The sequence below is a fragment of the Novosphingobium sp. ERW19 genome, from assembly GCF_012641315.1.
GTDB lineage: Bacteria > Pseudomonadota > Alphaproteobacteria > Sphingomonadales > Sphingomonadaceae > Novosphingobium.
Window position 1 is genome coordinate 380,052 of the sequence record NZ_JABAIC010000003.1, and the last position, 24,414, is coordinate 404,465.

27 protein-coding genes and 2 tRNA genes are annotated in these 24,414 nt (G+C 62.7%); 25 read left to right on the forward strand and 4 right to left on the reverse strand.

Translation table 11 applies throughout. The features are described 5' to 3' along the window. The first annotated feature begins 162 nt into the window (after positions 1 to 162). On the forward strand, positions 163 to 2,568 hold the full coding sequence (gene lon / locus HGI46_RS07905) for an endopeptidase La (protein ID WP_168903731.1): 2,406 nt from the start codon (positions 163 to 165) through the stop codon (positions 2,566 to 2,568). Between the two features lie 211 nt (positions 2,569 to 2,779). Then, positions 2,780 to 3,052, forward strand: a complete 273-nt coding sequence (locus HGI46_RS07910; protein WP_039337436.1) for an HU family DNA-binding protein — start codon at positions 2,780 to 2,782, stop codon at positions 3,050 to 3,052. Between the two features lie 74 nt (positions 3,053 to 3,126). Here the strand turns inward: HGI46_RS07910 and HGI46_RS07915 are convergent, their stop codons facing one another. After that, positions 3,127 to 3,987 carry a hypothetical protein gene (locus tag HGI46_RS07915; RefSeq protein WP_168903732.1) on the reverse strand — a complete coding sequence of 287 codons (861 nt, stop codon included), beginning with the start codon at positions 3,985 to 3,987 and terminating at the stop codon, positions 3,127 to 3,129. An 18-nt stretch (positions 3,988 to 4,005) separates the two neighbouring features. Next, entirely contained in the window at positions 4,006 to 4,821 is an 816-nt protein-coding gene (gene rlmB / locus HGI46_RS07920; protein ID WP_118073459.1) for a 23S rRNA (guanosine(2251)-2'-O)-methyltransferase RlmB, read from the reverse strand. A 175-nt stretch (positions 4,822 to 4,996) separates the two neighbouring features. Here rlmB and HGI46_RS07925 point away from each other — a divergent pair. The 4 genes from HGI46_RS07925 to HGI46_RS07940 all read left to right on the forward strand — a co-directional run bounded on the left by HGI46_RS07925 (position 4,997) and on the right by HGI46_RS07940 (position 7,679). Next, positions 4,997 to 5,082, forward strand: a tRNA-Tyr gene (locus tag HGI46_RS07925). 105 nt (positions 5,083 to 5,187) lie between these two features. Further along, positions 5,188 to 6,051, forward strand: coding sequence for an alpha/beta hydrolase (locus tag HGI46_RS07930; protein ID WP_168903733.1), 864 nt, complete (start codon positions 5,188 to 5,190; stop codon positions 6,049 to 6,051). Between the two features lie 39 nt (positions 6,052 to 6,090). Then, positions 6,091 to 6,840 carry a phosphatidylserine decarboxylase gene (locus HGI46_RS07935; RefSeq protein WP_118074707.1) on the forward strand — a complete coding sequence of 250 codons (750 nt, stop codon included), beginning with the start codon at positions 6,091 to 6,093 and terminating at the stop codon, positions 6,838 to 6,840. Beyond that, positions 6,837 to 7,679 carry a phosphatidylcholine/phosphatidylserine synthase gene (locus tag HGI46_RS07940; protein WP_168903734.1) on the forward strand — a complete coding sequence of 281 codons (843 nt, stop codon included), beginning with the start codon at positions 6,837 to 6,839 and terminating at the stop codon, positions 7,677 to 7,679. Before HGI46_RS07935 ends, HGI46_RS07940 begins: the two co-directional genes overlap by 4 nt. Here the strand turns inward: HGI46_RS07940 and HGI46_RS07945 are convergent. Then, entirely contained in the window at positions 7,627 to 7,905 is a 279-nt protein-coding gene (locus tag HGI46_RS07945) for a hypothetical protein (RefSeq protein WP_168903735.1), read from the reverse strand. The genes HGI46_RS07940 and HGI46_RS07945 overlap by 53 nt on opposite strands. A 467-nt stretch (positions 7,906 to 8,372) precedes the next feature. Between HGI46_RS07945 and rpsB the strand changes: the two genes are divergently transcribed. From rpsB to HGI46_RS08010, 13 genes are all read left to right on the forward strand, one after another. Continuing rightward, positions 8,373 to 9,131 carry a 30S ribosomal protein S2 gene (gene rpsB / locus HGI46_RS07950; RefSeq protein ID WP_168903736.1) on the forward strand — a complete coding sequence of 253 codons (759 nt, stop codon included), beginning with the start codon at positions 8,373 to 8,375 and terminating at the stop codon, positions 9,129 to 9,131. Between the two features lie 123 nt (positions 9,132 to 9,254). Continuing rightward, on the forward strand, positions 9,255 to 10,181 hold the full coding sequence (gene tsf, locus HGI46_RS07955) for a translation elongation factor Ts (RefSeq protein WP_118073462.1): 927 nt from the start codon (positions 9,255 to 9,257) through the stop codon (positions 10,179 to 10,181). Positions 10,182 to 10,323: 142 nt separating this feature from the next. Then, a complete protein-coding gene (gene pyrH, locus HGI46_RS07960) occupies positions 10,324 to 11,046 on the forward strand; it encodes a UMP kinase (RefSeq protein WP_168903737.1) in 723 nt (240 codons plus the stop codon). Positions 11,047 to 11,049: 3 nt separating this feature from the next. Beyond that, positions 11,050 to 11,607, forward strand: coding sequence for a ribosome recycling factor (gene frr, locus HGI46_RS07965; protein WP_118073464.1), 558 nt, complete (start codon positions 11,050 to 11,052; stop codon positions 11,605 to 11,607). 62 nt (positions 11,608 to 11,669) lie between these two features. Beyond that, positions 11,670 to 12,314, forward strand: coding sequence for a polyprenyl diphosphate synthase (gene uppS, locus HGI46_RS07970; RefSeq protein WP_206065623.1), 645 nt, complete (start codon positions 11,670 to 11,672; stop codon positions 12,312 to 12,314). After that, positions 12,304 to 13,050, forward strand: a complete 747-nt coding sequence (locus HGI46_RS07975; protein ID WP_346766692.1) for a phosphatidate cytidylyltransferase — start codon at positions 12,304 to 12,306, stop codon at positions 13,048 to 13,050. The genes uppS and HGI46_RS07975 overlap by 11 nt, the downstream gene beginning before the upstream one ends. A 6-nt stretch (positions 13,051 to 13,056) precedes the next feature. Beyond that, on the forward strand, positions 13,057 to 14,214 hold the full coding sequence (locus tag HGI46_RS07980) for a 1-deoxy-D-xylulose-5-phosphate reductoisomerase (RefSeq protein ID WP_168903740.1): 1,158 nt from the start codon (positions 13,057 to 13,059) through the stop codon (positions 14,212 to 14,214). Then, complete coding sequence (rseP, locus tag HGI46_RS07985; RefSeq protein ID WP_168903741.1) at positions 14,214 to 15,335, forward strand: RIP metalloprotease RseP; 1,122 nt, start codon at positions 14,214 to 14,216, stop codon at positions 15,333 to 15,335. Before HGI46_RS07980 ends, rseP begins: the two co-directional genes overlap by 1 nt. 210 nt (positions 15,336 to 15,545) lie before the next feature. Beyond that, positions 15,546 to 18,173 carry an outer membrane protein assembly factor BamA gene (bamA, locus tag HGI46_RS07990; protein WP_118073469.1) on the forward strand — a complete coding sequence of 876 codons (2,628 nt, stop codon included), beginning with the start codon at positions 15,546 to 15,548 and terminating at the stop codon, positions 18,171 to 18,173. After that, complete coding sequence (locus tag HGI46_RS07995; protein WP_168903742.1) at positions 18,173 to 18,856, forward strand: OmpH family outer membrane protein; 684 nt, start codon at positions 18,173 to 18,175, stop codon at positions 18,854 to 18,856. Before bamA ends, HGI46_RS07995 begins: the two co-directional genes overlap by 1 nt. A gap of 24 nt (positions 18,857 to 18,880) precedes the next feature. Further along, the gene (gene fabZ / locus HGI46_RS08000) at positions 18,881 to 19,354 is read left to right on the forward strand and encodes a 3-hydroxyacyl-ACP dehydratase FabZ (RefSeq protein ID WP_118073471.1); all 474 of its coding nucleotides are present in this window, start codon (positions 18,881 to 18,883) and stop codon (positions 19,352 to 19,354) included. A 100-nt stretch (positions 19,355 to 19,454) separates the two neighbouring features. After that, the gene (gene rpmE / locus HGI46_RS08005; RefSeq protein ID WP_039337458.1) at positions 19,455 to 19,679 is read left to right on the forward strand and encodes a 50S ribosomal protein L31; all 225 of its coding nucleotides are present in this window, start codon (positions 19,455 to 19,457) and stop codon (positions 19,677 to 19,679) included. 113 nt (positions 19,680 to 19,792) lie between these two features. Further along, complete coding sequence (locus HGI46_RS08010; protein ID WP_162895994.1) at positions 19,793 to 20,233, forward strand: MarR family transcriptional regulator; 441 nt, start codon at positions 19,793 to 19,795, stop codon at positions 20,231 to 20,233. Positions 20,234 to 20,236: 3 nt separating this feature from the next. Here HGI46_RS08010 and HGI46_RS08015 read toward each other — a convergent pair whose 3' ends face one another. Continuing rightward, on the reverse strand, positions 20,237 to 20,866 hold the full coding sequence (locus HGI46_RS08015) for a 2OG-Fe(II) oxygenase (RefSeq protein ID WP_168903849.1): 630 nt from the start codon (positions 20,864 to 20,866) through the stop codon (positions 20,237 to 20,239). 100 nt (positions 20,867 to 20,966) lie between these two features. Here HGI46_RS08015 and HGI46_RS08020 point away from each other — a divergent pair, with 100 nt between their 5' ends. The 6 genes from HGI46_RS08020 to ccmC all read left to right on the forward strand — a co-directional run bounded on the left by HGI46_RS08020 (position 20,967) and on the right by ccmC (position 24,411). Further along, positions 20,967 to 21,425 carry a GspH/FimT family pseudopilin gene (locus tag HGI46_RS08020; protein WP_168903743.1) on the forward strand — a complete coding sequence of 153 codons (459 nt, stop codon included), beginning with the start codon at positions 20,967 to 20,969 and terminating at the stop codon, positions 21,423 to 21,425. After that, a complete protein-coding gene (gene gspI, locus HGI46_RS08025; protein WP_168903744.1) occupies positions 21,415 to 21,789 on the forward strand; it encodes a type II secretion system minor pseudopilin GspI in 375 nt (124 codons plus the stop codon). Before HGI46_RS08020 ends, gspI begins: the two co-directional genes overlap by 11 nt. After that, on the forward strand, positions 21,786 to 22,382 hold the full coding sequence (gene gspJ / locus HGI46_RS08030; RefSeq protein WP_168903745.1) for a type II secretion system minor pseudopilin GspJ: 597 nt from the start codon (positions 21,786 to 21,788) through the stop codon (positions 22,380 to 22,382). The genes gspI and gspJ overlap by 4 nt, the downstream gene beginning before the upstream one ends. After that, positions 22,379 to 23,362 carry a type II secretion system minor pseudopilin GspK gene (gene gspK, locus HGI46_RS08035; protein WP_206065597.1) on the forward strand — a complete coding sequence of 328 codons (984 nt, stop codon included), beginning with the start codon at positions 22,379 to 22,381 and terminating at the stop codon, positions 23,360 to 23,362. Before gspJ ends, gspK begins: the two co-directional genes overlap by 4 nt. A 90-nt stretch (positions 23,363 to 23,452) precedes the next feature. Beyond that, a tRNA-His gene (locus HGI46_RS08040) sits at positions 23,453 to 23,529 on the forward strand. A gap of 153 nt (positions 23,530 to 23,682) precedes the next feature. Next, entirely contained in the window at positions 23,683 to 24,411 is a 729-nt protein-coding gene (ccmC, locus tag HGI46_RS08045) for a heme ABC transporter permease CcmC (RefSeq protein ID WP_168903747.1), read from the forward strand. Positions 24,412 to 24,414 lie beyond the last annotated feature (3 nt).

Below are 24,414 nucleotides of genomic sequence, written 5' to 3' on the forward strand. Positions count from 1 at the left end.
AACATCCGGTTTACGGCTTTCGCCGGGAAGAGGATCAGACTGCGCCGGAGTTGTCGTGATCCACAGCCGATATGGCAAAAGCCATTGCGACAGACGCGCGCGCTCCCCATATCCCGGGAAAGCGCCGGGCGGCGTGCCCGGCAGGACGGAAACGAAGTGCCCATGAATCTCTATCCCCTGCTTCCCCTTCGCGACATCGTCGTCTTCCCCGGCATGGTCGTGCCCCTCTTTGTCGGGCGCGAGAAATCGGTAGCGGCGCTGGAAGCGGCCATGGCCGGCAACAAGGACATTTTCCTGCTCGCCCAGCTCGATCCGGGCTGCGACGATCCGGATCGCGACGATCTTTACGATACCGGCGTAATCGCCAGTGTGCTGCAATTGCTGAAGCTGCCAGACGGCACGGTGCGCGTGCTCGTCGAAGGGCGTGATCGCGCGGTCCTTGAAGGCCTGCGCGAAGAGACGACGACGCATGGCGCGATGCTGGTTGCGCAGGTCGAGCCGCAGGAAGCCGTGGTGGCCGAGAGTACCGAGATTTCCGCGATGATGCGCTCGGTCGTCGATCAGTTCGCCGAATACGCGAAGCTTTCGAAGAAGCTGCCGCAGGATGCCGGCGGCCAGCTTGGCGATATCGAGGATGCCGGGAAGCTTGCGGATTCGGTTGCGGCGAACCTTGCAGCCAAGGTGGCCGACAAGCAGGCAGTACTTTCCGAATCCGACCCGATGAAGCGGCTCGAGATGGTGCTTTCCTTCATGGAGGGCGAGCTGGGCGTGCTGCAGGTGGAGCGCAAGATCCGTGGCCGCGTGAAGCGCCAGATGGAAAAGACCCAGCGCGAATACTACCTGAATGAACAGCTCAAGGCGATCCAGTCGGAACTGGGTGGCGGCGATGGCGAGGAAGCCAACGAGATTGCCGAGCTTCAGGAGAAGATCGACACTCTCAAGCTGTCGAAGGAAGCCAAGGCCAAGGCGACGGCTGAGCTGAAGAAGCTCAAGACGATGCAGCCGATGAGCGCCGAGGCGACCGTCATCCGCAACTACCTCGACGTGCTGCTGGGCCTGCCGTGGGGCAAGCGCAGCAAGCTGAAGAAGGACATTCCGGCTGCACAGGCCGTGCTCGATGCGGATCACTATGCGCTGGACAAGGTCAAGGACCGCATCGTCGAGTACCTTGCGGTGCAGGCGCGCACCAACAAGCTGAAGGGGCCGATCCTGTGCCTTGTCGGGCCTCCGGGCGTTGGCAAGACCTCGCTCGGCAAGTCGATCGCCAAGGCGACAGGGCGCCAGTTCGTGCGCCAGTCGCTCGGCGGTGTGCGCGACGAGGCCGAGATCCGCGGTCACCGCCGCACCTACATCGGCTCGCTGCCGGGCAAGATCGTGACCAACCTCAAGAAGGCTGGCACTGCGAACCCGCTGTTCCTGCTCGACGAGATCGACAAGCTCGGTCAGGACTTCCGGGGCGATCCGGCCTCGGCGCTGCTGGAAGTGCTCGACCCCGAACAGAACGCGAAGTTCCAGGACCACTACCTGGAGCTCGATTTCGACCTTTCGGACGTGATGTTCGTCTGCACGGCGAACAGCCTGAACCTGCCGCAGCCGCTGCTGGACCGCATGGAGATCATCCGGCTCGAGGGGTACACGGAAGACGAGAAGGTCGAGATCGCCGAGCGCCATCTGGTGCGCAAGCAGGTTGAGGCGCACGGCCTCAAGAAGGGCGAGTTCACGCTTGAGACCGAAGCGCTGCGCGACCTGATCCGCTACTACACCCGCGAAGCTGGCGTGCGCACGCTGGAGCGTGAAGTGGCGCGTCTTGCGCGCAAGTCGCTGCGACAGATCCTTGAAGGCAAGACCAAGTCGGTCACCATCACGCCGGAAAACCTTTCGGACTTTGCCGGCGTACGCAAGTTCCGTCACGGCGTGTCCGACGAGGAGAATCAGGTCGGCGCCGTCACGGGCCTCGCCTGGACCGAGGTGGGCGGTGAACTACTGACGATCGAAAGCGTGACAGTGCCCGGCAAGGGCGCGGTCAAGACCACCGGCAAGCTGGGCGAGGTGATGAGCGAGAGCGTCCAGATGGCGTTCAGCTTCGTCAAGGCACGCAGCCCGGCCTATGGCATCCGGCCTTCGATCTTCAATCGCAAGGACCTGCACATCCACTTGCCAGAGGGCGCCGTGCCAAAGGACGGGCCGAGCGCGGGTATCGGCATGGTCACCGCCATGGTCTCCACGCTGACCGGTATTCCGGTGCGCGCAGAAGTGGCAATGACCGGTGAAGTCACGCTGCGTGGCCGCGTGCTGGCCATCGGTGGCTTGAAGGAAAAGCTGCTTGCGGCGCTGCGTGGCGGCATCAAGACGGTGCTGATCCCCGAGGAGAACCGCAAGGATCTTGCCGAGATTCCGGCCAACATCAAGGAAGGTCTGGAAATCGTGCCGGTCAGCCATGTCGACGAGGTGCTGGCCCGCGCGCTGTCATCGGTGCCGCAGGCGATCGAGTGGACCGAGGCTGACGATCTTGCCTCGCAGCCGACCGCACCGGCCGGCGCGACAGGGGCTGCGCCGACTGCCCACTAACCTTTGTTAAGTGCAAGTTCTGGAGGGGTGTGCGCACAATTGTTGCGTGCACCCCTTTCCTGTTCTGAAAAGTGGCTAAAAATGAGGTGATTCCGGGCTGGGCAGAGCCGAATAGCCTTTGACAGGTGATTGTTTCTCGGCTTGTTTCCGTGCACCCGAAAGGCGACTCAATTCCATTCAACCCAAGACAAAAGACTTAGGGGGTTCCGCAATGAACAAGAACGATCTGATCGGCGCCGTCGCCGATGTCAGCGGCCTGTCGAAGGGCGATGCGACCAAGGCCGTCGAGGCCGTTTTCGAATCGATCTCCGGTGCCCTGGCCAAGGGCGACGAAGTGCGCCTGGTCGGTTTTGGCACCTTCTCGGTGGCCAAGCGCAAGGCATCGACCGGTCGCAACCCGCGTACCGGTGAGCCGATGTCGATCAAGGCTTCGGCACAACCCAAGTTCAAGGCTGGCAAGGGCCTCAAGGACGCGGTCAACTGATCGCTGACTGACCGGGACTTCAGGCCCGGGGAATTTTGGAGCCGCGTCGGTCAGCCAGACCGGCGCGGCTTTTTTCATGTGACGATGCGGATGAGGGCGGTCGGCGCTTCCTTGGTGCGTTCGTTGACCTTCCACTGCAGCGTCCTGCCCGAAGGCGACATGGCAGGACCCTCGTCGGTATTGTTCGCTAGAATCTCGCCGTCGGTGGTCAGCGTCAGCACGCCGTCGAGCACGGGCATGCCATCGCCACCGGCCTTTCCGCTCTTTTCATCGGCGGCCATGGCGGCCATGCCCATGATCGGAGAGCTTGCCGCGCCCGAGGCAAATGCCGGTGCATCGATGCGCACGCTGCCATCAGCACGACGGATCATTGTGACGAAGGGCATTACCATCGGCAGCTTTTCCACCATCGGGAAGCTGAAATCATGGGTCAGCTTGCCGGTGATCGCGTATTCGACTTCGAACTTGCCATCGCCCTTGTCGATGACCGACTTCCAGCCCCTCTGACGGCGCAAGCGTTCGGCGAACTCCTGCGCGGCGCGTGGATCGGATGGGTCGATGCCGCCGAGCATGGCCTTGGCCATCTGCTCGTCGGATTTCTTCTTTTCCTCAGCTGCAGCCTTGCTGGCGGCAACGTCTTCCTCCCAGACCCTTTTCTGCTCCGCGATTTCGTCGGCGGTGCAGGTCCGTTCCTCGCCCTTCTCGTCATCGAAACAGGTCGAAGGTTCGAAAGTCGCGGTCTCGTTCTTGCGGTTGCGCTCTTCGGCGGCGAGCTTCGACAGGGCGAGGACATGGATCTCGCCCTTGTAGGTGAAGCTGAAGCTGCCGTCCTTGCGCAGGTCTATGCCTGAGGTGAACTTGCCGGGGAGGAGCAGGCAGCCTGCCAGCAGCAGTGTGGCGAGCGTTGCCGCCGCCAAAGCCCAATAACGCCGCATCTGCCCCTCCTGTCGTGCTTATCCCTCGCGCGTGGCGACCGCATAGAGCGCGATGGCCGCGGCGTTCGACACGTTAAGGCTTTCGATGGCCGAAGCAATCGGCAGGCGCGCTATCGCGTCGCAGTGCTGGGCAACGTTGTGGCGCAGCCCTTCGCCCTCGGCGCCAAGGACGAGCGCGACCGGGCCTGCGGGAACGGCGGAGGGGAATACTGCCTTGCCATCGCCGTCGAGGCCGATGCGCCAGTAGCCTTCCTCGCTCATCCGCTCGAGCGCGCGCGACAGGTTCACAACGCGGACCCACGGCACGATCTCCAGCGCGCCCGAAGCCGACTTGGCGAGCGTGCCCGATTCGGGCGGCGCATGACGGTCCTGCGTGACGAGTGCGGCGACATTGAAGGCGGCGCAGGAGCGGAGAATCGCGCCGACGTTGTGCGGATCGGTGACAGAATCGAGCACGACGATGGTGCGGCCCTCGGATTCGTCGAGAACGTCGTCGAGCGCGACATCGTCGAGCGGGGCGCAATCGAGCACGAGGCCCTGGTGTGGTGCGTCCTTGGCGACAAGGCGCGCAAGGTCTGCCGCCTGGGCATATTCCACCGGAAGCGAGGCGGGCAATTCGGCGTCGTGATCGTCGAGCATGGCCTGGATCGCCTCGCGCGTGCCCCACAGCTTCTTGGCATCGCGGTTGGGATTGGTCAGCGCAGCCTCGATGGCGTGCCGACCCCACAGGCGGATCGAGCCCGCGCTGCCCCGGCCCGAGCCGCGTCCACCCCTGTTGCGGCCGGCGCGGCCGCGCAGCGCACGGCCCTTCGGTTGATCGTCATTGCGGGGCATCGGGAGACCTTCTCTGCAAGCTTGTTGAAAAATTTCGTGTCGCGCATGCCAGCCTGCCCATTGACAGGCAAGTCCAGCTTCGCCAAAGGGGCCGCCACTCGGCCGGACGGTCTCCTCGGAGACTTCGAAAATCGGGTCTTTCTTCGGGAAGAACCGGCACCGGCAGCACTGGTGTGGACAGGTGGCCGAGTGGTTAAAGGCAGCAGACTGTAAATCTGCCCGCGCAAGCGTACGCTAGTTCGAATCTAGCCCTGTCCACCACCAGCCCTTTGCTCCTGCTGGAGAGCGCCCCCCCATATAGCCGGGCCTTAATCGGCCAATTAATTGTGGTTGCGCTGCGATGGCAGTTGCGCAACGCTGCGCAGCATGACGAAGATCCGCATCCCTGTTTCAGGCAACTTGTCCATTGTTGCAGACGAGCTGGGTGATCCCGATGCGCCGACCGTCATCCTTGGGCATGGCGGCGGGCAGACCCGGCACAGCTGGGATCGGGCCGGTCAGGAACTGGCTTCGGCCGGTTATCACGTGATCAACTACGACCTCCTCGGTCATGGCGAGAGCGACTGGGAGCCGGACGGTGACTATTCGCTGCAGCGACGGGCGGGCGACCTCGCCAGAATTACCAAGCGTGCACGAGGGCCGTTTGCCTTCGTAGGCGCATCGCTGGGTGGTCTGTCGTCAATGGCTGCGGCTTGCCATGGCACGGTTCCGGCGGCATTGGTGCTTGTCGATGTCGTGGTGCGATTGTCCGAATCGGGCGTCGACCGGATCGTCGGCTTCATGTCCGCCAATCCGAACGGCTTTGCATCGCTGGAAGAGGCTGCTGATGCGATCTCTGCCTACTACCCGGATCGCAAGCGCCCGGCGCGGCTCGACGGCCTCCGCAAGAATCTGCGTGAGGGAAGCGATGGGCGCTTCTACTGGCATTGGGACCCAAAGTTCCTGACTGGCGGGAACCCGGGTATTTCCCTCGAAGAGATGATTGCCGCAGCGGACTGGACACAGTCGGTCCCAAGCTTGCTGGTGCGCGGCATGAAGTCCGACATCGTCACCGATGAAGGCGTGGACCATCTGGCAGAGCGGATCGTTCATCTGGAAGTGGCCGATATTGGCGGTGCGGGGCATATGGTCGCGGGCGATCGCAACGACCTTTTCAACGAGGCGGTCATTGCATTTCTCGGGCGGGTCATGCCGCCAAGGGTGTCCGCCCCGTGGCAGAAGCAGGGATGATTGCTTGTTCTGGCGCGAGCCAACGCCTAGATGGGACGCATGTCCGGAGAAATTCTCGATAACCGTGGTCGCGGTTCCGCCGGTTGGTCATGGCCATCCATCCATCCCGAAGGTCGCAAGTTTGGCCTGATTGCCGCAGCCTTGAGCGCTGGTGCAGCGTTCATGGCCTGGGAAACGATTGCCTGGCCGCTCGCTTTCCTGACCTTGGGCGTGCTGGCTTTCTTCCGCGATCCCGTGCGCGTGACGCCAAGGGACGACAAGTTCGTTGTGTCTCCCGCTGATGGCCTGATCACCCTGATTCAGAAGGTGCCGCCGCCGCGCGAACTCTGCGCCGACGATGGCTCGGGCGTTCGTGGCATGGACCCGGAACCGGTCACCCGCGTTTCGATCTTCATGTCGGTGTTCGACGTGCACATCAATCGCTCTCCGATCGCCGGGACGATCCGACGGGTGGTCTATATCCCCGGCAAATTCGTGAATGCAGACCTCGACAAGGCGAGTGAAGAGAACGAGCGCCAGCACTTCCTCGTTGAACGCGGCGATGGGGTGCAGATTGGTTTTACGCAGATCGCCGGTCTGATAGCACGCCGCATCGTGCCGTTCGTGAAGGGCGGCGACATCGTGGCGGTGGGACAGCGCGTGGGGTTGATCCGCTTCGGCAGCCGCGTTGATGTCTATCTGCCGGCCGGGACCGAGCCGAAAGTGCTCATGGGCCAGAAGTGCGTGGCGGGGGAGACGATCCTTGCCGAGATCGGCGAAGCTCCGATGATCGAAGGCATCGGCCAATGATCGACGAGGGCAGGGCGGCTCGCCTCCGTCGCGGGCGCCTGCCCGGCGGCCTTACGCTGCGGGCCATGGCCCCGAATGCGATTACCACTGCGGCGCTTTGCTCGGGCCTTACCGGCATACGGTTCGCGGTTACTGCAGCGTCCGGCACCGATCCGCTGCAGGTTGCCGACGATTGGCGCAAGGCTGTTGCTGCTGTCATTATCGCAGGTCTGCTCGATGGTATCGATGGCCGGATCGCCCGCCTGCTTAACGCACAATCGCGCTTTGGCGCAGAGCTCGACAGTCTGGCGGACAACGTCTCGTTTGGCGTCGCGCCCGCGTTGATTCTTTTCCTGTGGTCCTTGCAGGAGGCGCCGCGAGTGGGCTGGTTTGCAGCTCTTGCCGTGGCGATCGCTTGCGCACTTCGGCTGGCCCGATTCAATGCTCGCATCGACATCGAGGAACAACCGCACAAGTCAGCTGGATTCCTGACGGGTGTGCCGGCACCGGTAGGGGCAGGCCTGGCGTTCCTGCCGCTCTACCTGTGGATCGCCACTGACAATCCAGTGTTCCGCGAGCCGTTGCTGGTCGGGCCATGGCTCGTGCTCGTCGCGTTCCTGATGATTTCCAATCTGGCTACGCTGAGCTGGTCGTCGCTTCGGCCGCGGCGCAGCGTGCGGCTCGAACTGATCGCCTTGTTTGGCCTGGTGATTGCGGCGCTGTTGAGCGAACCCTGGCTGACGCTATCCGGGATCTGCATTGTTTACCTGCTGCTGATCCCGGTTGGTGTAGTGCGCTATGCCCGGGTCAGGCGGCAGCGCGCAGCGAGCGTGCGGAGCGAGCCGCTTCCGCCTGCTTGAATGCGCGGCGCGCAGTGCGGCGCAGTTGCGGGGCGGCAAAGGCACGCGGCGATTCGGCTTCGTGGCTGGTGATGCGGACGAGGAATTCGCGGTCACGCTCAAGCGAGCGATATTCAGCCAGAAGGGCAACGATCTGCTCTTTGCGCCCCTGCATCGTCATGAAGATCACGCCCACGGCGAAGGTGGCTGCGGCTGCGAAGACGACTGTGCAAACAAGAGCGAGCATTGGACCATTCCCTGCGTTCTGCCAGATCCACCTGGTTAAGAATCTCTTTACGATTCGCCTGTGGATAACCTGTGGATTGAGCTATCGTTCCTGACTGTCCGATGACTGATTCGGATATGGAGCTAATGTTCCTGTTTTGTTCTGTTCCGTCAAGCCGCAACAGGCGTGCTGCACCCGAGTTCGCCGTGAGTCCCACCAACTTCCTGATTTGACGGGCGTATTTTTTGCCTCCTGGGCGGATTAATCTCGATCAAGCATCGTGCGGTGCGTGAGGAGGCGTCAGCGATTCAATGCTGGATTTTTCCCCCGCCATCCTCTAACGGCGGCGCGTTCGCTTGAAGCTGTCTGGCATGGTGCTGGCAGAACAAGGCGAACAATCCACACGGGATGCACTTTCACCGGTGCCGCCAGCGGGGGCTCCGCAGCGGTTCCAGCGTCCCGGAGGCACAACCGGAAAGGAATTACCCATGGCGGCACCAGTCGTCACGATGCATCAGCTTATCGAAGCCGGGGCCCACTTCGGCCACCAGACCCACCGCTGGAACCCGCGGATGAAGCCGTACATCTTCGGCGCCCGCAACGGCATCCACATCCTCGACCTGTCGCAGACCGTTCCGCTGTTCGCCCGCGCGCTCGAGTTCATCTCGGCGACCGTCCAGGCTGGCGGCAAGGTCCTGTTCGTCGGCACCAAGCGCCAGGCGCAGGAGCCGATCGCTCAGGCCGCGCGCGCTGCCGGTCAGCACTACGTCAACCACCGCTGGCTGGGTGGCATGCTCACCAACTGGAAGACCATCTCGGGCTCGATCAAGCGTTTCAAGGCTCTTGAAGAGCAGCTGGCGGGCGACACTGCCGGTCTGACCAAGAAGGAAGTCCTGCAGCTGACCCGTGAGCGCGACAAGCTCGAGCTGTCGCTGGGCGGCATCCGCGACATGGGCGGCATTCCGGACGTTATGTTCGTGATCGACGCCAACAAGGAAGAGCTGGCGATCAAGGAAGCCAACGTCCTCGGTATCCCGGTCGTCGCGATCCTCGACTCGAACGTCTCGCCCGACGGCATCGCGTTCCCGGTTCCGGCGAACGACGACGCAAGCCGCGCCATCCGCCTGTACTGCGAAGCCGTTGCCGCAGCCGCCACCAAGGGTGGCCGTGACGCTGCGATCGCTTCGGGTGCCGACCTCGGCGCCATGGCCGAGCCGCAGGCTGAAGAAGCTACGGCTGAAGCCTGATCCGGTTTTTCGAGTGACGGCCCGCTTGCAATGGCGGGCCGTCACCGAACTGACCCGGATGCGATTTACGGGCCGCGGCAGTGCTGCGGCCTTCCTGTGTTTTCAAGATAAAGGATCAACGCAATGGCTTACACCGCCGCTGACGTGAAGAACCTGCGCGAGCGCACCGGCGCCGGCATGATGGACTGCAAGAAGGCTCTCGACGAAGCCGGCGGCGACTTCGAAGCCGCCGTGGACGCGCTGCGCGCCAAGGGTCTGGCTGCCGCTGCCAAGAAGTCGAGCCGTACCGCGGCTGAAGGCCTCGTTGGCGTCGCCGTTTCGGGCACCAAGGGCGTTGCTGTCGAAGTGAACTCGGAAACCGACTTCGTCGCCAAGAACGATCAGTTCCAGGACTTCGTGCGCAAGGCCACCGAAGTTGCGCTGACCACAGGCGCTTCTGACGTCGAGACGCTGAAGGCTGCTGCCTATCCGGACGGTGGTTCGGTTGCCGACAAGCTGACCAACAACGTCGCCACCATCGGCGAAAACCAGCAGCTGCGCCGCATCAAGCACGTTGAAGTGTCGAACGGCGTTGTCGTGCCTTACATGCACAACGCGGCCGCCACCAACCTCGGCAAGATCGGTGTGCTCGTTGCGCTCGAATCCGAAGCTGCGGCTGACAAGCTCGAAGCACTCGGCAAGCAGATCGCGATGCACATCGCTGCTGCCTTCCCGCAGGCGCTGACCGCCGACCAGCTCGACGCCGAACTGATCGCCCGCGAGCGCAAGATCGCGGCTGAAAAGGCAGCCGAGAGCGGCAAGCCTGCCGAAGTTCAGGCGAAGATGGTCGACGGCGCTGTCGCCAAGTACGCCAAGGAAAACGCGCTGCTTTCGCAGATCTTCGTGATGGACAACAAGTCGACCATCCAGCAGGTCGTCGATGCCGCTGGCAAGGAAGCCGGCACGAAGATCGTGCTCAAGGACTATGTCCGCTTCCAGCTCGGCGAAGGCATTGAGAAGGAAGAGACCGACTTCGCTGCCGAAGTGGCTGCTGCCGCCGGCATCAAGTAAGTCTGTATCAAACGATCCCCGCATGGACGGACCGGTTATCTGGTCCGTCGGTGCGGGGATTGTTATGCCTGCGCCCTTGGCAGGCCCCTTCACAGGGCTATAAGGGCGACCACTTCCCTTTGGTTACGAGTGCATCCGATCCATGAGCGTCCCCAGCTACAAGCGCATCCTCCTGAAGCTCTCGGGCGAAGTGCTGATGGGGGAACAGCAGTTCGGGATCGACACGGACTATGTCGCCCGCGTGGCGCAGGAAGTTAAGGACGCGCGCGACAGCGGCCTCGAGATCTGCCTGGTGATCGGCGGTGGCAACATCTTCCGCGGCATGGCGGGCGCTGCCAAGGGCATGGATCGCGCCCAAGCTGACTACATGGGCATGCTCGCCACGGTGATGAACGCGCTGGCAATGCAGTCGGCGCTTGAGCAGCTTGGCGTGCCGACCCGCGTGCAGTCGGCGATCGAGATGGACAAGGTGTGCGAGCCGGTGATCCGACGCCGTGCCGAACGCCACCTCGAAAAGGGCCGCATCGTAATCTTTGCGGCGGGCGTTGGCGCGCCCTATTTCACCACCGATTCCGGTGCTGCGCTGCGCGCCGCCGAGATGAAGTGCGACGCTCTCCTGAAAGGCACCAGCGTGGACGGCGTCTATGACGCCGACCCGAAGAAGGATGCGACGGCAAAGCGTTATGAAACCGTGGATTACGACACGGTGCTGGCAGACAACCTGAAGGTCATGGATGCGAGCGCCGTGGCGCTGTGCCGTGACAACAACATTCCGATCGTCGTCTTCTCGATCCGCGAGCGCGGCAATCTCGCCCGCGTGCTTGCGGGCGAGGGGACGCAGACGATCGTCAGACAAGGAGCCTGAGCCATGGCAAAGTACGACAAGGCCGATCTCGAACGCCGCATGAAGGGCGCCGTGGAATCGCTCAAGGGCGATCTTTCCGGCCTGCGCACCGGGCGCGCCAACACCGCGTTGCTCGATCCGATCACGGTCGAAGTCTATGGCAGCCACATGCCGCTGTCGCAGGTCGCCAGCGTTTCCGCGCCCGAGCCGCGCATGCTTGCGGTGCAGGTGTGGGACAAGTCGAACGTCACCCCGGTGGAAAAGGCGATCCGTTCGGCCGGTCTTGGCCTCAATCCGATCAGCGATGGCCAGACCCTGCGTCTGCCGATTCCGGACCTGACCGAGGAGCGCCGCAAGGAACTGGCCAAGCTTGCCAGCAAGTATGCCGAGAACGCCCGCATCGCGATCCGCAACGTGCGCCGCGATGGCATGGATGCGCTCAAGGCCGACGAGAACAAGAAGGAAATCTCGGAAGACGAGCGCAAGCGCGCCGAGACCGACCTGCAGAAGCTGACAGACGATATCATCAAGCAGGCCGATGAAGCGGCCGTGGCCAAAGAAAAGGAAATCCTCGGCAAGTGACGGCGGTCCCCGCCTCGACGGGCGGCAGCGCGTCCCATGGCGCGCGGCACGTCGCGATCATCATGGACGGCAATGGCCGCTGGGCGAAGAAGCGGATGATGCCGCGTGCCTTTGGTCACAAGCGCGGTGTCGACACGGTGCGCGAAATTGCCCGCGCCGCGCGCGACATGGGCCTTGAGGCGCTGACGCTCTATGCGTTCTCTTCCGAGAACTGGAAGCGGCCAGCGGACGAGATTGCCGACCTGATGGGATTGTTGCGGGCCTTCATCCGCAACGATCTTGCAGAACTCGTCAGCAACAATACCCGGCTGAAGATCATCGGCGATTATCAGGTGCTTGCGCCCGATATCGTGGAACTGATCGAAGATGCCATGGCGCGCACTGCGGGCAATACCGGCACGACGCTGGCAATCGCGCTCAACTACGGTTCGCAGCAGGAAATCGCGCGGGCGGCGGCCAAAGCTGCGGCCAAGGGTGCGATCACGCCCGAGGCCATCGAGGCCGAACTCGATACTGCCTGCCTGCCGCCGCTCGACCTGCTGATTCGCACCTCGGGCGAGATTCGCCTGTCAAACTTCCTGCTGTGGCAGGCGGCTTATGCCGAGATGTGGTTTACCGACGTTCTGTGGCCGGACTTTTCGGGCGACCACCTGCGCGAGGCGCTGGAGCAGTTCGGATCGCGCGAGAGGCGCTTTGGTGGACGCTGAACCCCAAGTAACCCCGAGCGCGGCAGAGGCTCCCAGGAAATCGGACCTCGGCGTGCGTCTCGCTTCGGCCGTTGTCATGCTGGCGATCGCGGGCGCCGCCTTCTGGGCGGGCGGCCTTTGGCTGGATCTGTTCGTCGCCGTTGTGGCTCTCGGCGTGTTCGTCGAGTATGTGCGACTGGTCGGCAAGATCGCTGACAGCGCATCGCGCCTCTCATCGATGGTGATCTTCGGCGCGGTCTATGTCGGGTGGGGCGGACTAGCTCTTGCCGTAATGCCTGAACCGCTGATGCTGGCCGTGCTGGGGCTTGTGATATGCACCGATACCGGCGCGTACTTCACCGGCCGTTCGCTCGGCGGGCCAAAGATCGCACCCAAAATCAGCCCCTCCAAGACTTGGTCCGGGCTGCTTGGCGGCATGGCCGCGGCAGGCATCTGGGCGTCACTGGTGGTGTTTTCGGCAAGCTATCTCGTCTCAGCCATCGGGCCGACCGGAGCGAGCGTTGCAGCAGCGCTGGAAGTTGCCAATCTTGGCATGGCAGCAATTGCAGGTGCGGTTCTCGCCATCTTCGCGCAGATGGGCGACTTCTACGAATCTTGGCTCAAGCGCCGCGCGGGTGTGAAAGACTCCTCGCGGCTGATTCCGGGACATGGCGGTTTGTTCGACAGGGTTGACGGCTTGCTCCCGGTTGCCATCATCGTCGGCACGGCTTGGGCCGCAACGCAGGCAGGACTTTAGAGGCAGATGGCGCGCTCCATTTCCGTTCTGGGCGCAACCGGTTCGATCGGTGCCTCCACGCTCGACCTGATCAGGCGAAATCGCGATGACTGGCGTGTTATCGCTCTGACCGCCAATGGCGATGCCGAGGGCTTGGCCAAGCTGGCCCGCGAGTTTGGTGCCGAGGTTGCGGTGGTGGCCGACGAGAAAGCACTGTCCGCTCTTCGCGATGCTCTTGGCGGAACCAATGTTCAGGCAGCGGCGGGATCTGCGGCCTTGATTGAAGCGGCCTCGAGAGGCGCCGACATTACCGTAGCTGCGATTGTCGGTTGCGCCGGGCTTGCCCCGACCATGGCAGCAATCGAGCGTGGTGGCGTGATCGCCCTGGCCAACAAGGAAGCGTTGGTTTCCGCGGGTGACGTCATGACTGCGGCCGTGGCGCGACATGGGGCAACGCTGCTTCCGGTTGATTCCGAGCACAATGCCATCTTCCAGTGTCTGGCTGGCAACAACCTCTCGCACGTTCATGCAATCACGCTGACGGCGAGTGGCGGGCCTTTCCGCGATTGGACGCTGGAGCAGTTGCACGGCGCGACCCCGGCCGAAGCGGTCAAGCATCCCAACTGGTCGATGGGCGCCAAGATCAGCGTCGATTCCGCCACGATGATGAACAAGGGGCTCGAGTTCATCGAAGCGTTCCATCTGTTCCCCGTAGGAGTGGAACGCCTGCGCATCATCGTCCACCCGCAGTCGATCGTGCATTCGATGGTCGAATATCGCGACGGCTCGACTCTCGCCCAACTCGGCCCGTCGGACATGCGCGTGCCGATTGCTTCGGCGCTGGCCTGGCCCGAGCGGATGGACACGCCTTGCGCTCCGCTCGATCTGGCTGCCATCGGACAGCTGACTTTCCGCGCGCCGGACGAGGTCCGCTTTCCGGCTACGCGCTTGGCCCGCAACGCTGTGATCGAAGGTGGGGCAGCCCCTGCCACGATGAACGCAGCCAACGAGATCGCCGTGGCAGCGTTCTTGGATGGTCAGATTGCATTCACCCGGATCGTGCAATCGGTTGAGGATGTGCTGTCGCGCAACGCTATGCCGGCGCCCGCTTGTCTTGACGATGTCATTGCGATTGATGCCGAGGCGCGGGCGAGGGCGCGCGAACTGATGGAACCCGTACGCTGATGCCCCAGATCGAAAGCCCTGGAATCCTTGTCACTTTGCTCGGTTTCGTGCTGGTGCTGGGGCCATTGGTCTTCATCCATGAGCTCGGCCATTATCTCGTTGGCCGCTGGTTCGGGGTCAAGGCCGACGTCTTCTCGATCGGCTTCGGCAAGGAACTCGCCGGCTGGACTGACAAGCGCGGCACGCGCTGGAAGCTCTCTGCCTTGCCGCTTGGCGGATACGTTCAGTTTGCCGGGGACATGAACCCGGCCAGCCAGCCCAGCCAGGAGTGGCTCGCTCTTCCCGCCGAGGAGCGCAATCGCACGTTTCAGGCAAAGCCCTTGTGGCAACGTTCGTTGATCGTGCTGGCCGGCCCGATTACCAACCTGCTGTTTGCCGTACTGATCCTTGCCGGATTTACCATGGCTTACGGAAAGGCTGTCGTACCTCCCGTTGTGGGTGAAGTTCAGGCCGGTTCTGCCGCAGATAAAGCTGGCATGCGAGTGGACGACCGGATCGTGTCCATACGCGGACATGCGGTTGATTCCTTCCTCGATGTCAGGCTTGAGGTCGGACAAAATCCCGGTGAACCGATGGATGTCGTGGTTGTTCGCAATGGTCAGCAGGTCAGCATCGCCGTAAGCGCGGCGGTTAAAGTGGAGAGCGATCGCTTCGGCAACACCCAGAAGATTGGTTTCCTTGGCGTCGGTCCAAAAAGCTACGAAATTATTCGGGTCGGTCCGCTTGAAGCGGTCGCCGACGGCGTGAGGCAGACCGGCAGCATAATCTCGATGATGGTCAATGGCATAGGCCAGATCATTACCGGCAAGCGTGAGGTCAAGGAGCTTGGCGGGCCAATCAAGATCGCCAAGTTTTCTGGTGAGCAGCTGGTTTCGGGCTGGCAGGCGTACGTCAGCTTCGTGGCGCTCATTTCGATTAACTTGGGGTTCATTAACCTCCTGCCAATTCCGGTCCTCGACGGCGGCCATCTCGCCTTCTACGCGGCGGAAGCCGTGCGGAAGAAGCCGGTGGGGCAGCGCGGGCAGGAGTGGGCGTTCCGCACTGGCCTTGCGTTCGTCATGGCCTTGATGCTGTTCGTCACGATCAACGACGTGGCGTCGCTCAAGCTGTTTGGAGGGTGAGGCGAGTTTGATGGCGTCCGGTGCGGCGGGCGCAAAACCGTCTGGTCAGGGGTGACGGGCGGACTTCCACATAATGTCTTTCCACAGAAATGCGGGGCAATGTTTGCTTGATTGGCCTTGTGGCATCGGGCAGAGGGCTACATTGCTTGCCGCGGCCGGACTTCCTCGCGGGCGTCCTGCTGCCACTTTATTACGGGATGGCGCTTGGTGATGATTGGACGTAACGCGGGCCGGGCAGAAAATCGGAACGCCAGGACTTCCCCGCTGTGCGCAGGCCTTCTGGCCACCAGCGCTTTGGTGGCTGTTCCAGGGATTGCCTCGGCGCAGGCCGTGGCTCCCGTATCTCAGCCTGCAGCCCCGGCCCCGGTGGTGCAGGCTCCAGTACCTGCCGGAGACGTCATCCGCACTGTGACGGTGCAGGGTTCGCAGCGTCTCGAACCCGATACGATCCTGTCCTACATCCGCCTGCGCCCCGGCCAGACCTACACCCAGGCGCTGGGTGACCAGGCGCTGAAGGACCTCTACGCGACCGAACTGTTCGCCGACGTCTCGATCCGCAACAACAGCGGCGACGTGGTGGTCCAGGTCAAGGAAAACCCGGTCATCAACCGCATCATCCTTGAAGGCAACAAGCGCCTCAAGGAAGACAAGATCCTGCCCGAGATCAAGCTCGCGGCCCGCCAGATCTTCACGCGTTCCAAGGTCCGCGCCGACGTTGCGCGCATTATCGAACTCTACAAGCGGCAGGGCCGCTTCGCGGCGACGGTCGAGCCGAAGATGGTCATGCTTGACCAGAATCGCGTCGATATCGTGTTCGAGATCAGCGAGGGGCCGAAGTCCAAGGTCCGCCAGATCAACATCATCGGCAACGAGAAGTTTGGCGACGGCAAGCTGCGCGGCGAGATGGTGACGAAGCAGGCGCGCTTCTTCCGCCTGTTCTCGAGCGGCACCAGCTATGATCCCGATCGTCTTGCGTTTGACCAGCAGAAGTTGCGGCAGTTCTATCTGACCGAAGGCTATGCCGATTTCCGCGTGGTCTCAGCCGTGGCCGAGCTGACGCCGGACAAGAAGGACTTCATCATCACTTACGTGGTGGAAGAAGGCGATCGCTACAAGTTCGGCGACGTGAAGGTCGACAGCCAGCTGCGCGATTTTGACAGCGATGCGATGTCCAAGCGCCTGCCGATCAAGGCCGGTGACTGGTACAACGCCAAGATGGTCGAGGATCAGGTCGACGCGCTGACGGAAACCGCAGGCGCCTTTGGCTATGCCTTCGCCGACGTCCGCCCGGACTTTTCGCGCAACAAGGACGACCTGACGATGTCGGTCACCTTCCGCATCGCCGAGGCACCTCGCGTCTATGTCGAGCGGGTCGACGTCAATGGCAACACGCTGACGCAGGACAAGGTCGTGCGCCGCGAGTTCCGTCTGGCTGAGGGCGACGCGTTCAATACCTTCCAGGTCAAGCGTTCGACCAACCGCATCAAGTCGCTGGGCTACTTCCAGGAAAAGTTCGAGATCGAACAGAAGCCGGGCAGCGCGCCCGACCGCATCGTGCTTGAAGCTAACGTGGAAGAGCGGCCGACTGGCGAACTGCAGCTTTCGGCCGGTTTCTCGAGCCTTGAGAGCTTCATTTTCCAGGGATCGATCCGCCAGAACAACTTCCGCGGTCGTGGCCAGACCATCGGCCTGTCGGTGGATTATTCGCGCTTCACCCGGTCGGTGCAGGTGAGCTTTACCGAGCCCTATCTGTTCGACAAGAACATCTCGATGGGCGTCGACGTCTACCGCCGTGACCTGAACAGTTTCAACCAGTTCAACTCGAACCGCAACACGACCTACAAGCAGGCGACGACCGGCTTCTCGGCTCGTGTCGGCGTGCCGCTGTCGGAATACATGTCCCTGATCGGGCGCTACACGTTCAATCTTGATGACGTTACGCTCGACCAGAACACGTTCTACGTTAACGGCCAGTGCAGCATTCTGCTGGCAGGGCGCTACTTGTGCGATGCCATCGGCAAGCGCACCAGTTCCATCCTCGGCGCCTCGCTGGTCTATGACACGCTGGACAACCGCCTGCGTCCGAGCCGCGGTACCCAATTCGTAGTCGGCGCCGACGTTGCCGGGCTGGGCGGTTCCGTCCGCTATGCGCGCATCACCGCCAACGCCGCGAAGTTCTGGCCGGTGGGCGGTGGCTTCATCTTCTCAGTCCGTGCGGAAGGCGGTGCGATCAAGGCGCTGTCGAGCCGGTCGAGCGATCCGACAGTTGACGATGTCCGCCTGACAGACCGCTTCTTCCTTGGCGAGCCTCAGATCCGCGGTTTCGACATTCGCGGCGTGGGCCCGCGCGTTCTGCGCAAGTTCCTCACGATCGACACCAACAACGACGGCGTCCCCGATACCGCTTCGACTGACCGCAACCAGTGGGTCGATGACGCGCTGGGCGGGAAGTACTACTATCTGACTCGTGCCGAGCTTGAAATCCCGCTGGGGTCAGGCGCCCGCGAACTGGGCCTGCGTCCTTCGGTCTATGTCGACGCCGGTGCGGTATGGGGCATCACCAAGCCGCTGACGCAGAATCCCAATGCGGTGACTTATTACACCGACGATGCCGGCAAGATCACCACCGTTATTCCACCCAACGCGGATCCCGCACGGATCACGCGCTATGTCGAAGAGTACGTTGGCGATACGATCTCGCCGCGCGTCTCGGTCGGCATCGGCGTGAACTGGAATTCGCCGTTTGGCCCGTTCCGCCTCGATTTTGCCAAGGTCCTCAAGAAGGCCAACGGCGATGATCCCAAGACCTTCACTTTCAACGTGGGAACCCAGTTCTGATGAAAATCCGTTACGCTTCCGCGCTTCTCGCGGGCCTCGCCGTTCTTTCCGTTTCGCCGACTGCTGCTGTGGCGCAGGCCACTTCCGGCACGGTCACCCCTGGCATCGCAATCGCCAATCCTTCGGCAGTTGTCGCCGCGTCGGCTGCGTACCAGACCGCGCAGCAGCAGCGTCCGACCACCTACAAGCCGCAGATCGACCAGGCCAATGCGCGCAAAGCCCAGATCGAAGCGCAGCTCAAGCCGCTGATCGACAAGCTTCAGGCGGACTCGAAGGCTGCAAACCCGAACCGTGCTGCGCTGCAGGCCCAGTACGAACAGATCCAGCAGATCGAACAGGCTGGCCAGGCCGAGATCCAGAAGATTCTCGAGCCTCTCAACCTCTCGCAGCAGTACGTGCTCGAGCAGATCGGCGACAAGCTTGATGCCGCCACCCAGGCCGCGATGGACAAGAAGAAGATCACGCTGGTGATCGATTCCCAGTCGGTCATCAAGGCGGGCCAGGTCTACAATCTCAACCAGGATATCCTGACCGAGCTCAACAAGGCTATTCCTTCGGCACAGCTGGTGCCGCCGGCTGGCTGGATGCCGCGCGCGCAGCGTGAGCAGCAGGCTCAGGCCCAGGCCGCACAGCAGCCGGCGACCGCCGCGCAGCCTGCGAAGAAGGCACCCGAAGGCCGCTGAGGTCTTCGGTTCGGGGGCCGGGTAATGTCCGAGGAACAGAACGCGCCGCAGGGCGTGATCACCGACTATGACGTTCGCAAGGTGATGGCGGCGCTTCCGCACCGCTATCCGCTTTTGCTGGTCGATCGTGTCGCTTCTCTCACCCTGAACGAGCGTATCCACGCGGTGAAAGCCGTGTCGATGAACGAGCAGTTCTTCCAAGGGCATTTCCCCGGCCGCCCGATCATGCCTGGCGTCCTCCAGATCGAAGCGCTGGCCCAGGCGGCTGGCGTCCTCGCCGTGGAATCGCTCGGTCTCGCGGGGTCCGGCAAGCTGGTCTACTTCATGGCGATCGAGGAGGCCAAGTTCCGCAATCCCGTGGAGCCCGGTGTCCTGCTCGACCTGCATGTCGAGTTCACCCAGAAGCGTTCGCGCGTATGCAAGTTCGCTGGCAAGGCGATGATCGGCGACAAGGTGACCTGCGAGGTCAACTTCACTGCGATGATTGCGGACAGCTGATCACTGGCCACGCTGGACAACAGCGCCGCATTCCGCTAGGCGCGCGCCCTTACAGATTCTAGCGGCCGGTCGGAACCGGCTGCGCACCGGAGCAAGACCCATGAAGACTGGCATTCACCCCGACTACCACATGATCAAGGTGCAGATGACCGACGGCACCGTTTTCGAGACCCGCTCTACTTGGGGCAAGGAAGGCGACACGCTCGCTCTCGAAATCGACCCGACCTCGCACCCGGCATGGACCGGTGGTACGCGCCAGCTGGACCAGGGCGGCCGTGTTGCCCAGTTCAACAAGCGCTTTGGTGGTCTTTCGCTCAAGCGCTGAACGCTGGCGACAGGGCATTCACGGAAAGGGCGGCTTCGGTCGCCCTTTTCTTTTGCGTGAGTGGTTTGCCATGGCATATTGCTATCAGCGATAGCCGTCCTAAAGATCAGGCCATGACGCTGACCAATTCCCTTGAGAGCCGCCTCGGCTATCAGCTCCGCCGTGCGTCCGCCGTGATGATGGCAGACCTGGGGCGCGAACTTTCCGATCTTGACTTGCGTCCGGCCGAAGTGACGACGCTGTTGGTCATTGCCGAAAATCCTGACTGTTCGCAGACCGAGGTCGGGCAGGTGCTGGCGATCAAGCGCGCCAACATGGTTCCGATCATCTCGCGGCTGATGGAGCGAGGCCTGGTCGAGCGTCGGCGCCTGGATGGTCGCAGCCATGCGCTGACTTTGACGGAAGCCGGTCGCAAGATGGCGGACGACGCCGTGGCGCGGATCGAGAGGCACGAAACCCGATTTACGGCCTTGCTCGGGGAGGCTGACACGAACGTTCTGTTTCGGTGCCTTCCAACCATCCGAAGCGCGCGGAGCAGCGACGAGGAAGGCTGACCGTCAGGTCCAGGGACGTTCGCGAAACCATTTGGTGATCACGTACTTTAGGCCCTTGCGCACCTTCATGGCATGATGGAGCGTGGCCGGGTTTACCGAACCGTCGGGACGACGGTTGTTCCAGCACACCAGCTTGCCCTTTTCGGGCTGAATGATCTTGTCGATCACCTTGAACCGCGTTGCACCGCCCGCCTCGACGTCATTGAGATAGACCATGAAGGTCCAGGTGCGCTGCCCGGCTATGTTGCAGTAGCGCTGAAAATCCGCTCCATGCGGATCAAAGTAATCCGTGTGCGATTTGAATTCCTGCCCGGGTTCATAGCGCTGACCCTGAATGGGCTCGCCGAACTGTCGATCAATTCCGGCGATTGCCGAGATCTTTTCGTCCAAGGCAACGATCTCCGGTTCCTGCATCGGCAGATCGCAGGTCTCGCTTGTCCGGAAGTAATGATCACCGTTTGCATCCGCGATAGTCGAAGGCCGACGGTCACGATCGATGCGAGCGACCAGCGAAGCGCATTCCTGATCGTTCAGAAACCCGCGCAGCATGAACATCTCGAGTCTGGGCGTTGGCACGCGCATCATGCCCGGCAAGGTCAGCAGGCGGTCGGCAGAAGCTTCGTTGGCAAGCATCATCGCCTGCTCTCTACTCCACCGAGGCGTCAGACTGCAACTTGAAGCCTCTGGTCACTTGGTCGTAAAACCGTCACGTTCCTGCCGCATGCGAGATTTCGTGCCCCGTCAGAGTCGCTCTTTTACTGCCCGCAACGGTTTCTCGCTGGTCGAGATGATGGTTGTCCTGCTGGTCATGGGGCTCCTGGCGACGGCGGCAGTGCTGACGATCCCCGGCGATGGGCGCAAGCTGCGTGAGGAGGCCGAGCGCTTTGCAGCGCGAACGCTCGCGGCGCGGGATGAGGCCATCGTCGGCGCGCGACCTGTATCACTGGTAGTGAGCGAGAAGGGTTACTACTTCGAGGGGCGCCGCGAGGGGCGTTGGCAGCCATTGCCGGGCCGGGGCTTCGAGCTCACCGGGTGGAATCCCGAGACGATCGTGGACGGCCAACGGCAACGCATCGTCTTCGATTCCCTGGGGCTTGCCAGCAGCGAAGCCCTGATCCGTCTGCAGCGTGCTGAAGCGGCGCTTTCAATCCACCTGCGTCGCGATGGGAGCGTGATCGTCGATGGCGGCTGAGCGTAACGGCTTTACCTTGCTCGAACTGCTCGTGGCGCTTGCGGTGTTTGCCATCGCGGCGCTTGCCTTGCTGCAGATGGAGGGCGCGAGCATTTCGCGCACGGCAGATCTGGATCAGCGGCTGCTTCGGGAAATCGTGGCGCAGAACATGGCGGCCGAGATTCTGACCGATCCGGCGCCGCCGCCGGTCGGTTCGGCATCGGGTACCATCGAGAATGCGGGACGCCGCTTCCAATGGACCCGCACCGTCGAGATGCGCCCAGATTATGGCGTGTTGGGCATTGTCCTGTCGGTCCGCGAGACGACTCCGGGTGCGCAGAGCCAGTCCTTCACTCTCGATTTCACCAGGCTGCCCGGCGCGTGAGGCAGCAACCTTCGCCCAACGGCTTCACCCTGGTCGAGATGCTGATTGCACTGGCCCTGTTCGCGGTAATTGCGGTCGGTGCACTGGGACTGCTGCGGTTCTCGGTGGATGCCGAGCTTGCGAGCCGGGACAAGACGGAAAGCATTGCCAGCCAGCGGCGTTTCCTTGCGGTGTGGACGGCCGATCTGGCGCAGGCGGTGCCGCGTCCTTCGCGTGACGCTTCCGGCACGAGCCACCCGGCCTTCGAAGCCAACACCGATGGCGTGATGATCCGTTTTACCCGGAGCGGCTGGGACAATGTCGATGGCGCACCGCGCCCCGGCCTGCAGAAGGTGGAGTATCGGATCACCGCAAAGGCACTGGTTCGGGCCGGCTATCCTTTTCCTGATGGTTCGGCGGCGGAAGCCGGAGCGGATGTTCTCGCCCTCTATGCGCCGCCTACGGTGCGCTTTCGGGCGAAGGACGGCAATTGGCGCGATCGCTGGGACCCGCAACTGTCGACCGAACTGCCCGTGGCGATCGAACTGCTGATCCCGCAGAAGGGCGTGCCGCCATTGCGCGTGGTTTCGCTTGTCGGGGTTAACTATCAGTGAGGCCGGATGACCCTCGCGAGCGGGGTGCGGCCTTGCTCTCCGTCTTGCTGCTGGTTGCGGTGATGGCGGTCATTGCCGCGTTGATGCTCGACCGTCTCAATCTCGCCACGCGCCTTGCCGCCAATGGCCAGGCGATGACGCAGGCGCGGCTCTATGCGACAAGCGCCGAATCGCTGGCGATGGCGCGGATCAAGTCATTGGTCGAAACCTCGCAGGACCGGACGGTAGATCACAACGGTCTGCTCGGTCGGGACTTTCCGCTGCCCTTGCCGCGTGGCACCGTGATGGCGCGCGTTGACGATGCGGGGAACTGTTTCAATCTCAACTCCCTCGTCGAAGCTGATGCCCAAGGCGCACTGCGCCTCAGGCTGGTTGGGCTGAACCAGATGCGAGCATTGATGAAGGGGCTGGCCATTCCCGAAGCAGAAGCCGCCATCATCAGCGATTCGATTGCCGATTGGATCGACACTGACAATGCACCGGCGCCAAATGGGGCCGAGGACGACAGCTATCAGGGCCAGGCCGTCCCATACCGAACCGCGGGCCGGTTGATCAGCGATGTCAGCGAGATTCGTGCGGTGCGTGGGATGACGCCGCAGTTCTATGAGCGCCTGCGCCCTTGGCTTTGCGCCTTGCCCGGGGCGGACTTGTCACCGATCAACGTCAACACCTTGCGGCCGGATCAGTCCCTTCTGCTGACGATGATCGCGCCGCAGGCCATTCCGGCGCAGCGCGCCCGCGCCTTGTTGGCGTCACGGCCTGCGCTCGGCTGGAAAAATGCCGACGAGGCCTTGCGTGGCGCAGGAGGGGAGGGCGTTGGCGTTCCGCTCAACCAGTTGCAGGTGCGTAGCCGATGGTTCCTGCTTACGCAGACTGTGAAGGTCGATTCGGCCAGCGTGGAAGAGCAGGCCTTGATCGATGTCGGCGTGAACCCGCCACGCATCGCCTTTCGCACTTGGGGTGACAGGTTCAGCCGCTGAATCTTTGCCGCCTTCAAATTTCCGCTTCCCTTTGTCGCGCCTTTCTGCAAAGGGGCCACCCCGCGCAGAGCAAACCTGCGCAGCAATGTGGCGACCGTAGCTCAGTTGGTTAGAGCGCCGGTTTGTGGTACCGGAGGTCGTGGGTTCGAACCCCATCGGTCGCCCCATTCTCTCCTGACATCAAAGGCATTTTCGCCCTGTCGTATCGCCTTTTGGTACGGCTCGGCGCCATTGCGCTTGCCCCGTGGCGCGGCAAGTGGCAGAGCGATGACGGACCGGCGGCGGGGGTCGCCGGGAGAAGGATCAGATTCCCCGCGCCCATGCACGGATTTGCCAATCCCGCCCGTTTCCTGCGCCTTGCCCGCTGGATGATGCCGTTGCTTCTGGTGTCCGGCCTCCTCCTGTCGATGGGCGCGGTGCTCTACGGCGTGATTGTCGTGCCGCCCGATCGCCTGATGGGCGACACCGTGCGGATCCTGTTCATCCATGTCCCCGCAGCATGGCTCGGCATGGCCGGGTGGTCGACCATTGCGATTGCAAGCCTTGTCGAACTGGTCTGGCGGCATCCGCTGGCGGCCATCGCCGGACGTGCGGCGGCTGTTCCCGGTGCGACGTTCACGGCGATCTGCCTTGCCACCGGCTCGATCTGGGCCCGGCCGACCTGGGGCACGTGGTGGGTCTGGGATGGACGTCTGACCAGTTTCCTCGTCCTGCTGTTCCTGTACTTCGGCTACATCGCTCTGTCCGGCGCTGCGCAGCGGGACATGGCCGGCGGCGGCGGCGGCAGCCGTATCACGGCAATTTTCGGTCTGGTCGGCGCCATCAACATCCCGATCATCAACCGCTCGGTGGTGTGGTGGAACAGCCTGCATCAACCCCCTTCGATTACCGCGGGCAAGTCGGCCATCGACGGAACATTCCTCTGGCCGCTGCTCATTGCCGCGCTGGGTTTCAGCTTGGTGTTTGGCGGCGTGGTTCTAGCGCGGATGCGCACTCTTCTGGCCGAAATTCAGGCCGAGGCGCGTCTGCGCCGGAAAGCGATGGCGTAAGCT

What these genes read in the sequence shown, in the direction of transcription:
- rpmE (WP_039337458.1), top strand. Translation starts at nt 19,455, where the DNA reads ATGAAGACTGGCATTCACCCCGACTACCACATGATCAAGGTGCAGATG.
- HGI46_RS08010 (WP_162895994.1), top strand. Translation starts at nt 19,793, where the DNA reads ATGACGCTGACCAATTCCCTTGAGAGCCGCCTCGGCTATCAGCTCCGC.
- HGI46_RS07910 (WP_039337436.1), top strand. Translation starts at nt 2,780, where the DNA reads ATGAACAAGAACGATCTGATCGGCGCCGTCGCCGATGTCAGCGGCCTG.
- pyrH (WP_168903737.1), top strand. Translation starts at nt 10,324, where the DNA reads ATGAGCGTCCCCAGCTACAAGCGCATCCTCCTGAAGCTCTCGGGCGAA.
- rlmB (WP_118073459.1), bottom strand. Translation starts at nt 4,821, where the DNA reads ATGCCCCGCAATGACGATCAACCGAAGGGCCGTGCGCTGCGCGGCCGC.
- HGI46_RS08015 (WP_168903849.1), bottom strand. Translation starts at nt 20,866, where the DNA reads ATGCTTGCCAACGAAGCTTCTGCCGACCGCCTGCTGACCTTGCCGGGC.
- HGI46_RS07915 (WP_168903732.1), bottom strand. Translation starts at nt 3,987, where the DNA reads ATGCGGCGTTATTGGGCTTTGGCGGCGGCAACGCTCGCCACACTGCTG.
- gspI (WP_168903744.1), top strand. Translation starts at nt 21,415, where the DNA reads ATGGCGGCTGAGCGTAACGGCTTTACCTTGCTCGAACTGCTCGTGGCG.
- frr (WP_118073464.1), top strand. Translation starts at nt 11,050, where the DNA reads ATGGCAAAGTACGACAAGGCCGATCTCGAACGCCGCATGAAGGGCGCC.
- rseP (WP_168903741.1), top strand. Translation starts at nt 14,214, where the DNA reads ATGCCCCAGATCGAAAGCCCTGGAATCCTTGTCACTTTGCTCGGTTTC.
- HGI46_RS07930 (WP_168903733.1), top strand. Translation starts at nt 5,188, where the DNA reads ATGACGAAGATCCGCATCCCTGTTTCAGGCAACTTGTCCATTGTTGCA.
- ccmC (WP_168903747.1), top strand. Translation starts at nt 23,683, where the DNA reads ATGCACGGATTTGCCAATCCCGCCCGTTTCCTGCGCCTTGCCCGCTGG.
- tsf (WP_118073462.1), top strand. Translation starts at nt 9,255, where the DNA reads ATGGCTTACACCGCCGCTGACGTGAAGAACCTGCGCGAGCGCACCGGC.
- rpsB (WP_168903736.1), top strand. Translation starts at nt 8,373, where the DNA reads ATGGCGGCACCAGTCGTCACGATGCATCAGCTTATCGAAGCCGGGGCC.
- uppS (WP_206065623.1), top strand. Translation starts at nt 11,670, where the DNA reads ATGGACGGCAATGGCCGCTGGGCGAAGAAGCGGATGATGCCGCGTGCC.
- HGI46_RS07980 (WP_168903740.1), top strand. Translation starts at nt 13,057, where the DNA reads ATGGCGCGCTCCATTTCCGTTCTGGGCGCAACCGGTTCGATCGGTGCC.
- HGI46_RS07945 (WP_168903735.1), bottom strand. Translation starts at nt 7,905, where the DNA reads ATGCTCGCTCTTGTTTGCACAGTCGTCTTCGCAGCCGCAGCCACCTTC.
- lon (WP_168903731.1), top strand. Translation starts at nt 163, where the DNA reads ATGAATCTCTATCCCCTGCTTCCCCTTCGCGACATCGTCGTCTTCCCC.
- HGI46_RS07935 (WP_118074707.1), top strand. Translation starts at nt 6,091, where the DNA reads ATGTCCGGAGAAATTCTCGATAACCGTGGTCGCGGTTCCGCCGGTTGG.
- HGI46_RS07995 (WP_168903742.1), top strand. Translation starts at nt 18,173, where the DNA reads ATGAAAATCCGTTACGCTTCCGCGCTTCTCGCGGGCCTCGCCGTTCTT.
- fabZ (WP_118073471.1), top strand. Translation starts at nt 18,881, where the DNA reads ATGTCCGAGGAACAGAACGCGCCGCAGGGCGTGATCACCGACTATGAC.
- bamA (WP_118073469.1), top strand. Translation starts at nt 15,546, where the DNA reads ATGATTGGACGTAACGCGGGCCGGGCAGAAAATCGGAACGCCAGGACT.
- HGI46_RS07940 (WP_168903734.1), top strand. Translation starts at nt 6,837, where the DNA reads ATGATCGACGAGGGCAGGGCGGCTCGCCTCCGTCGCGGGCGCCTGCCC.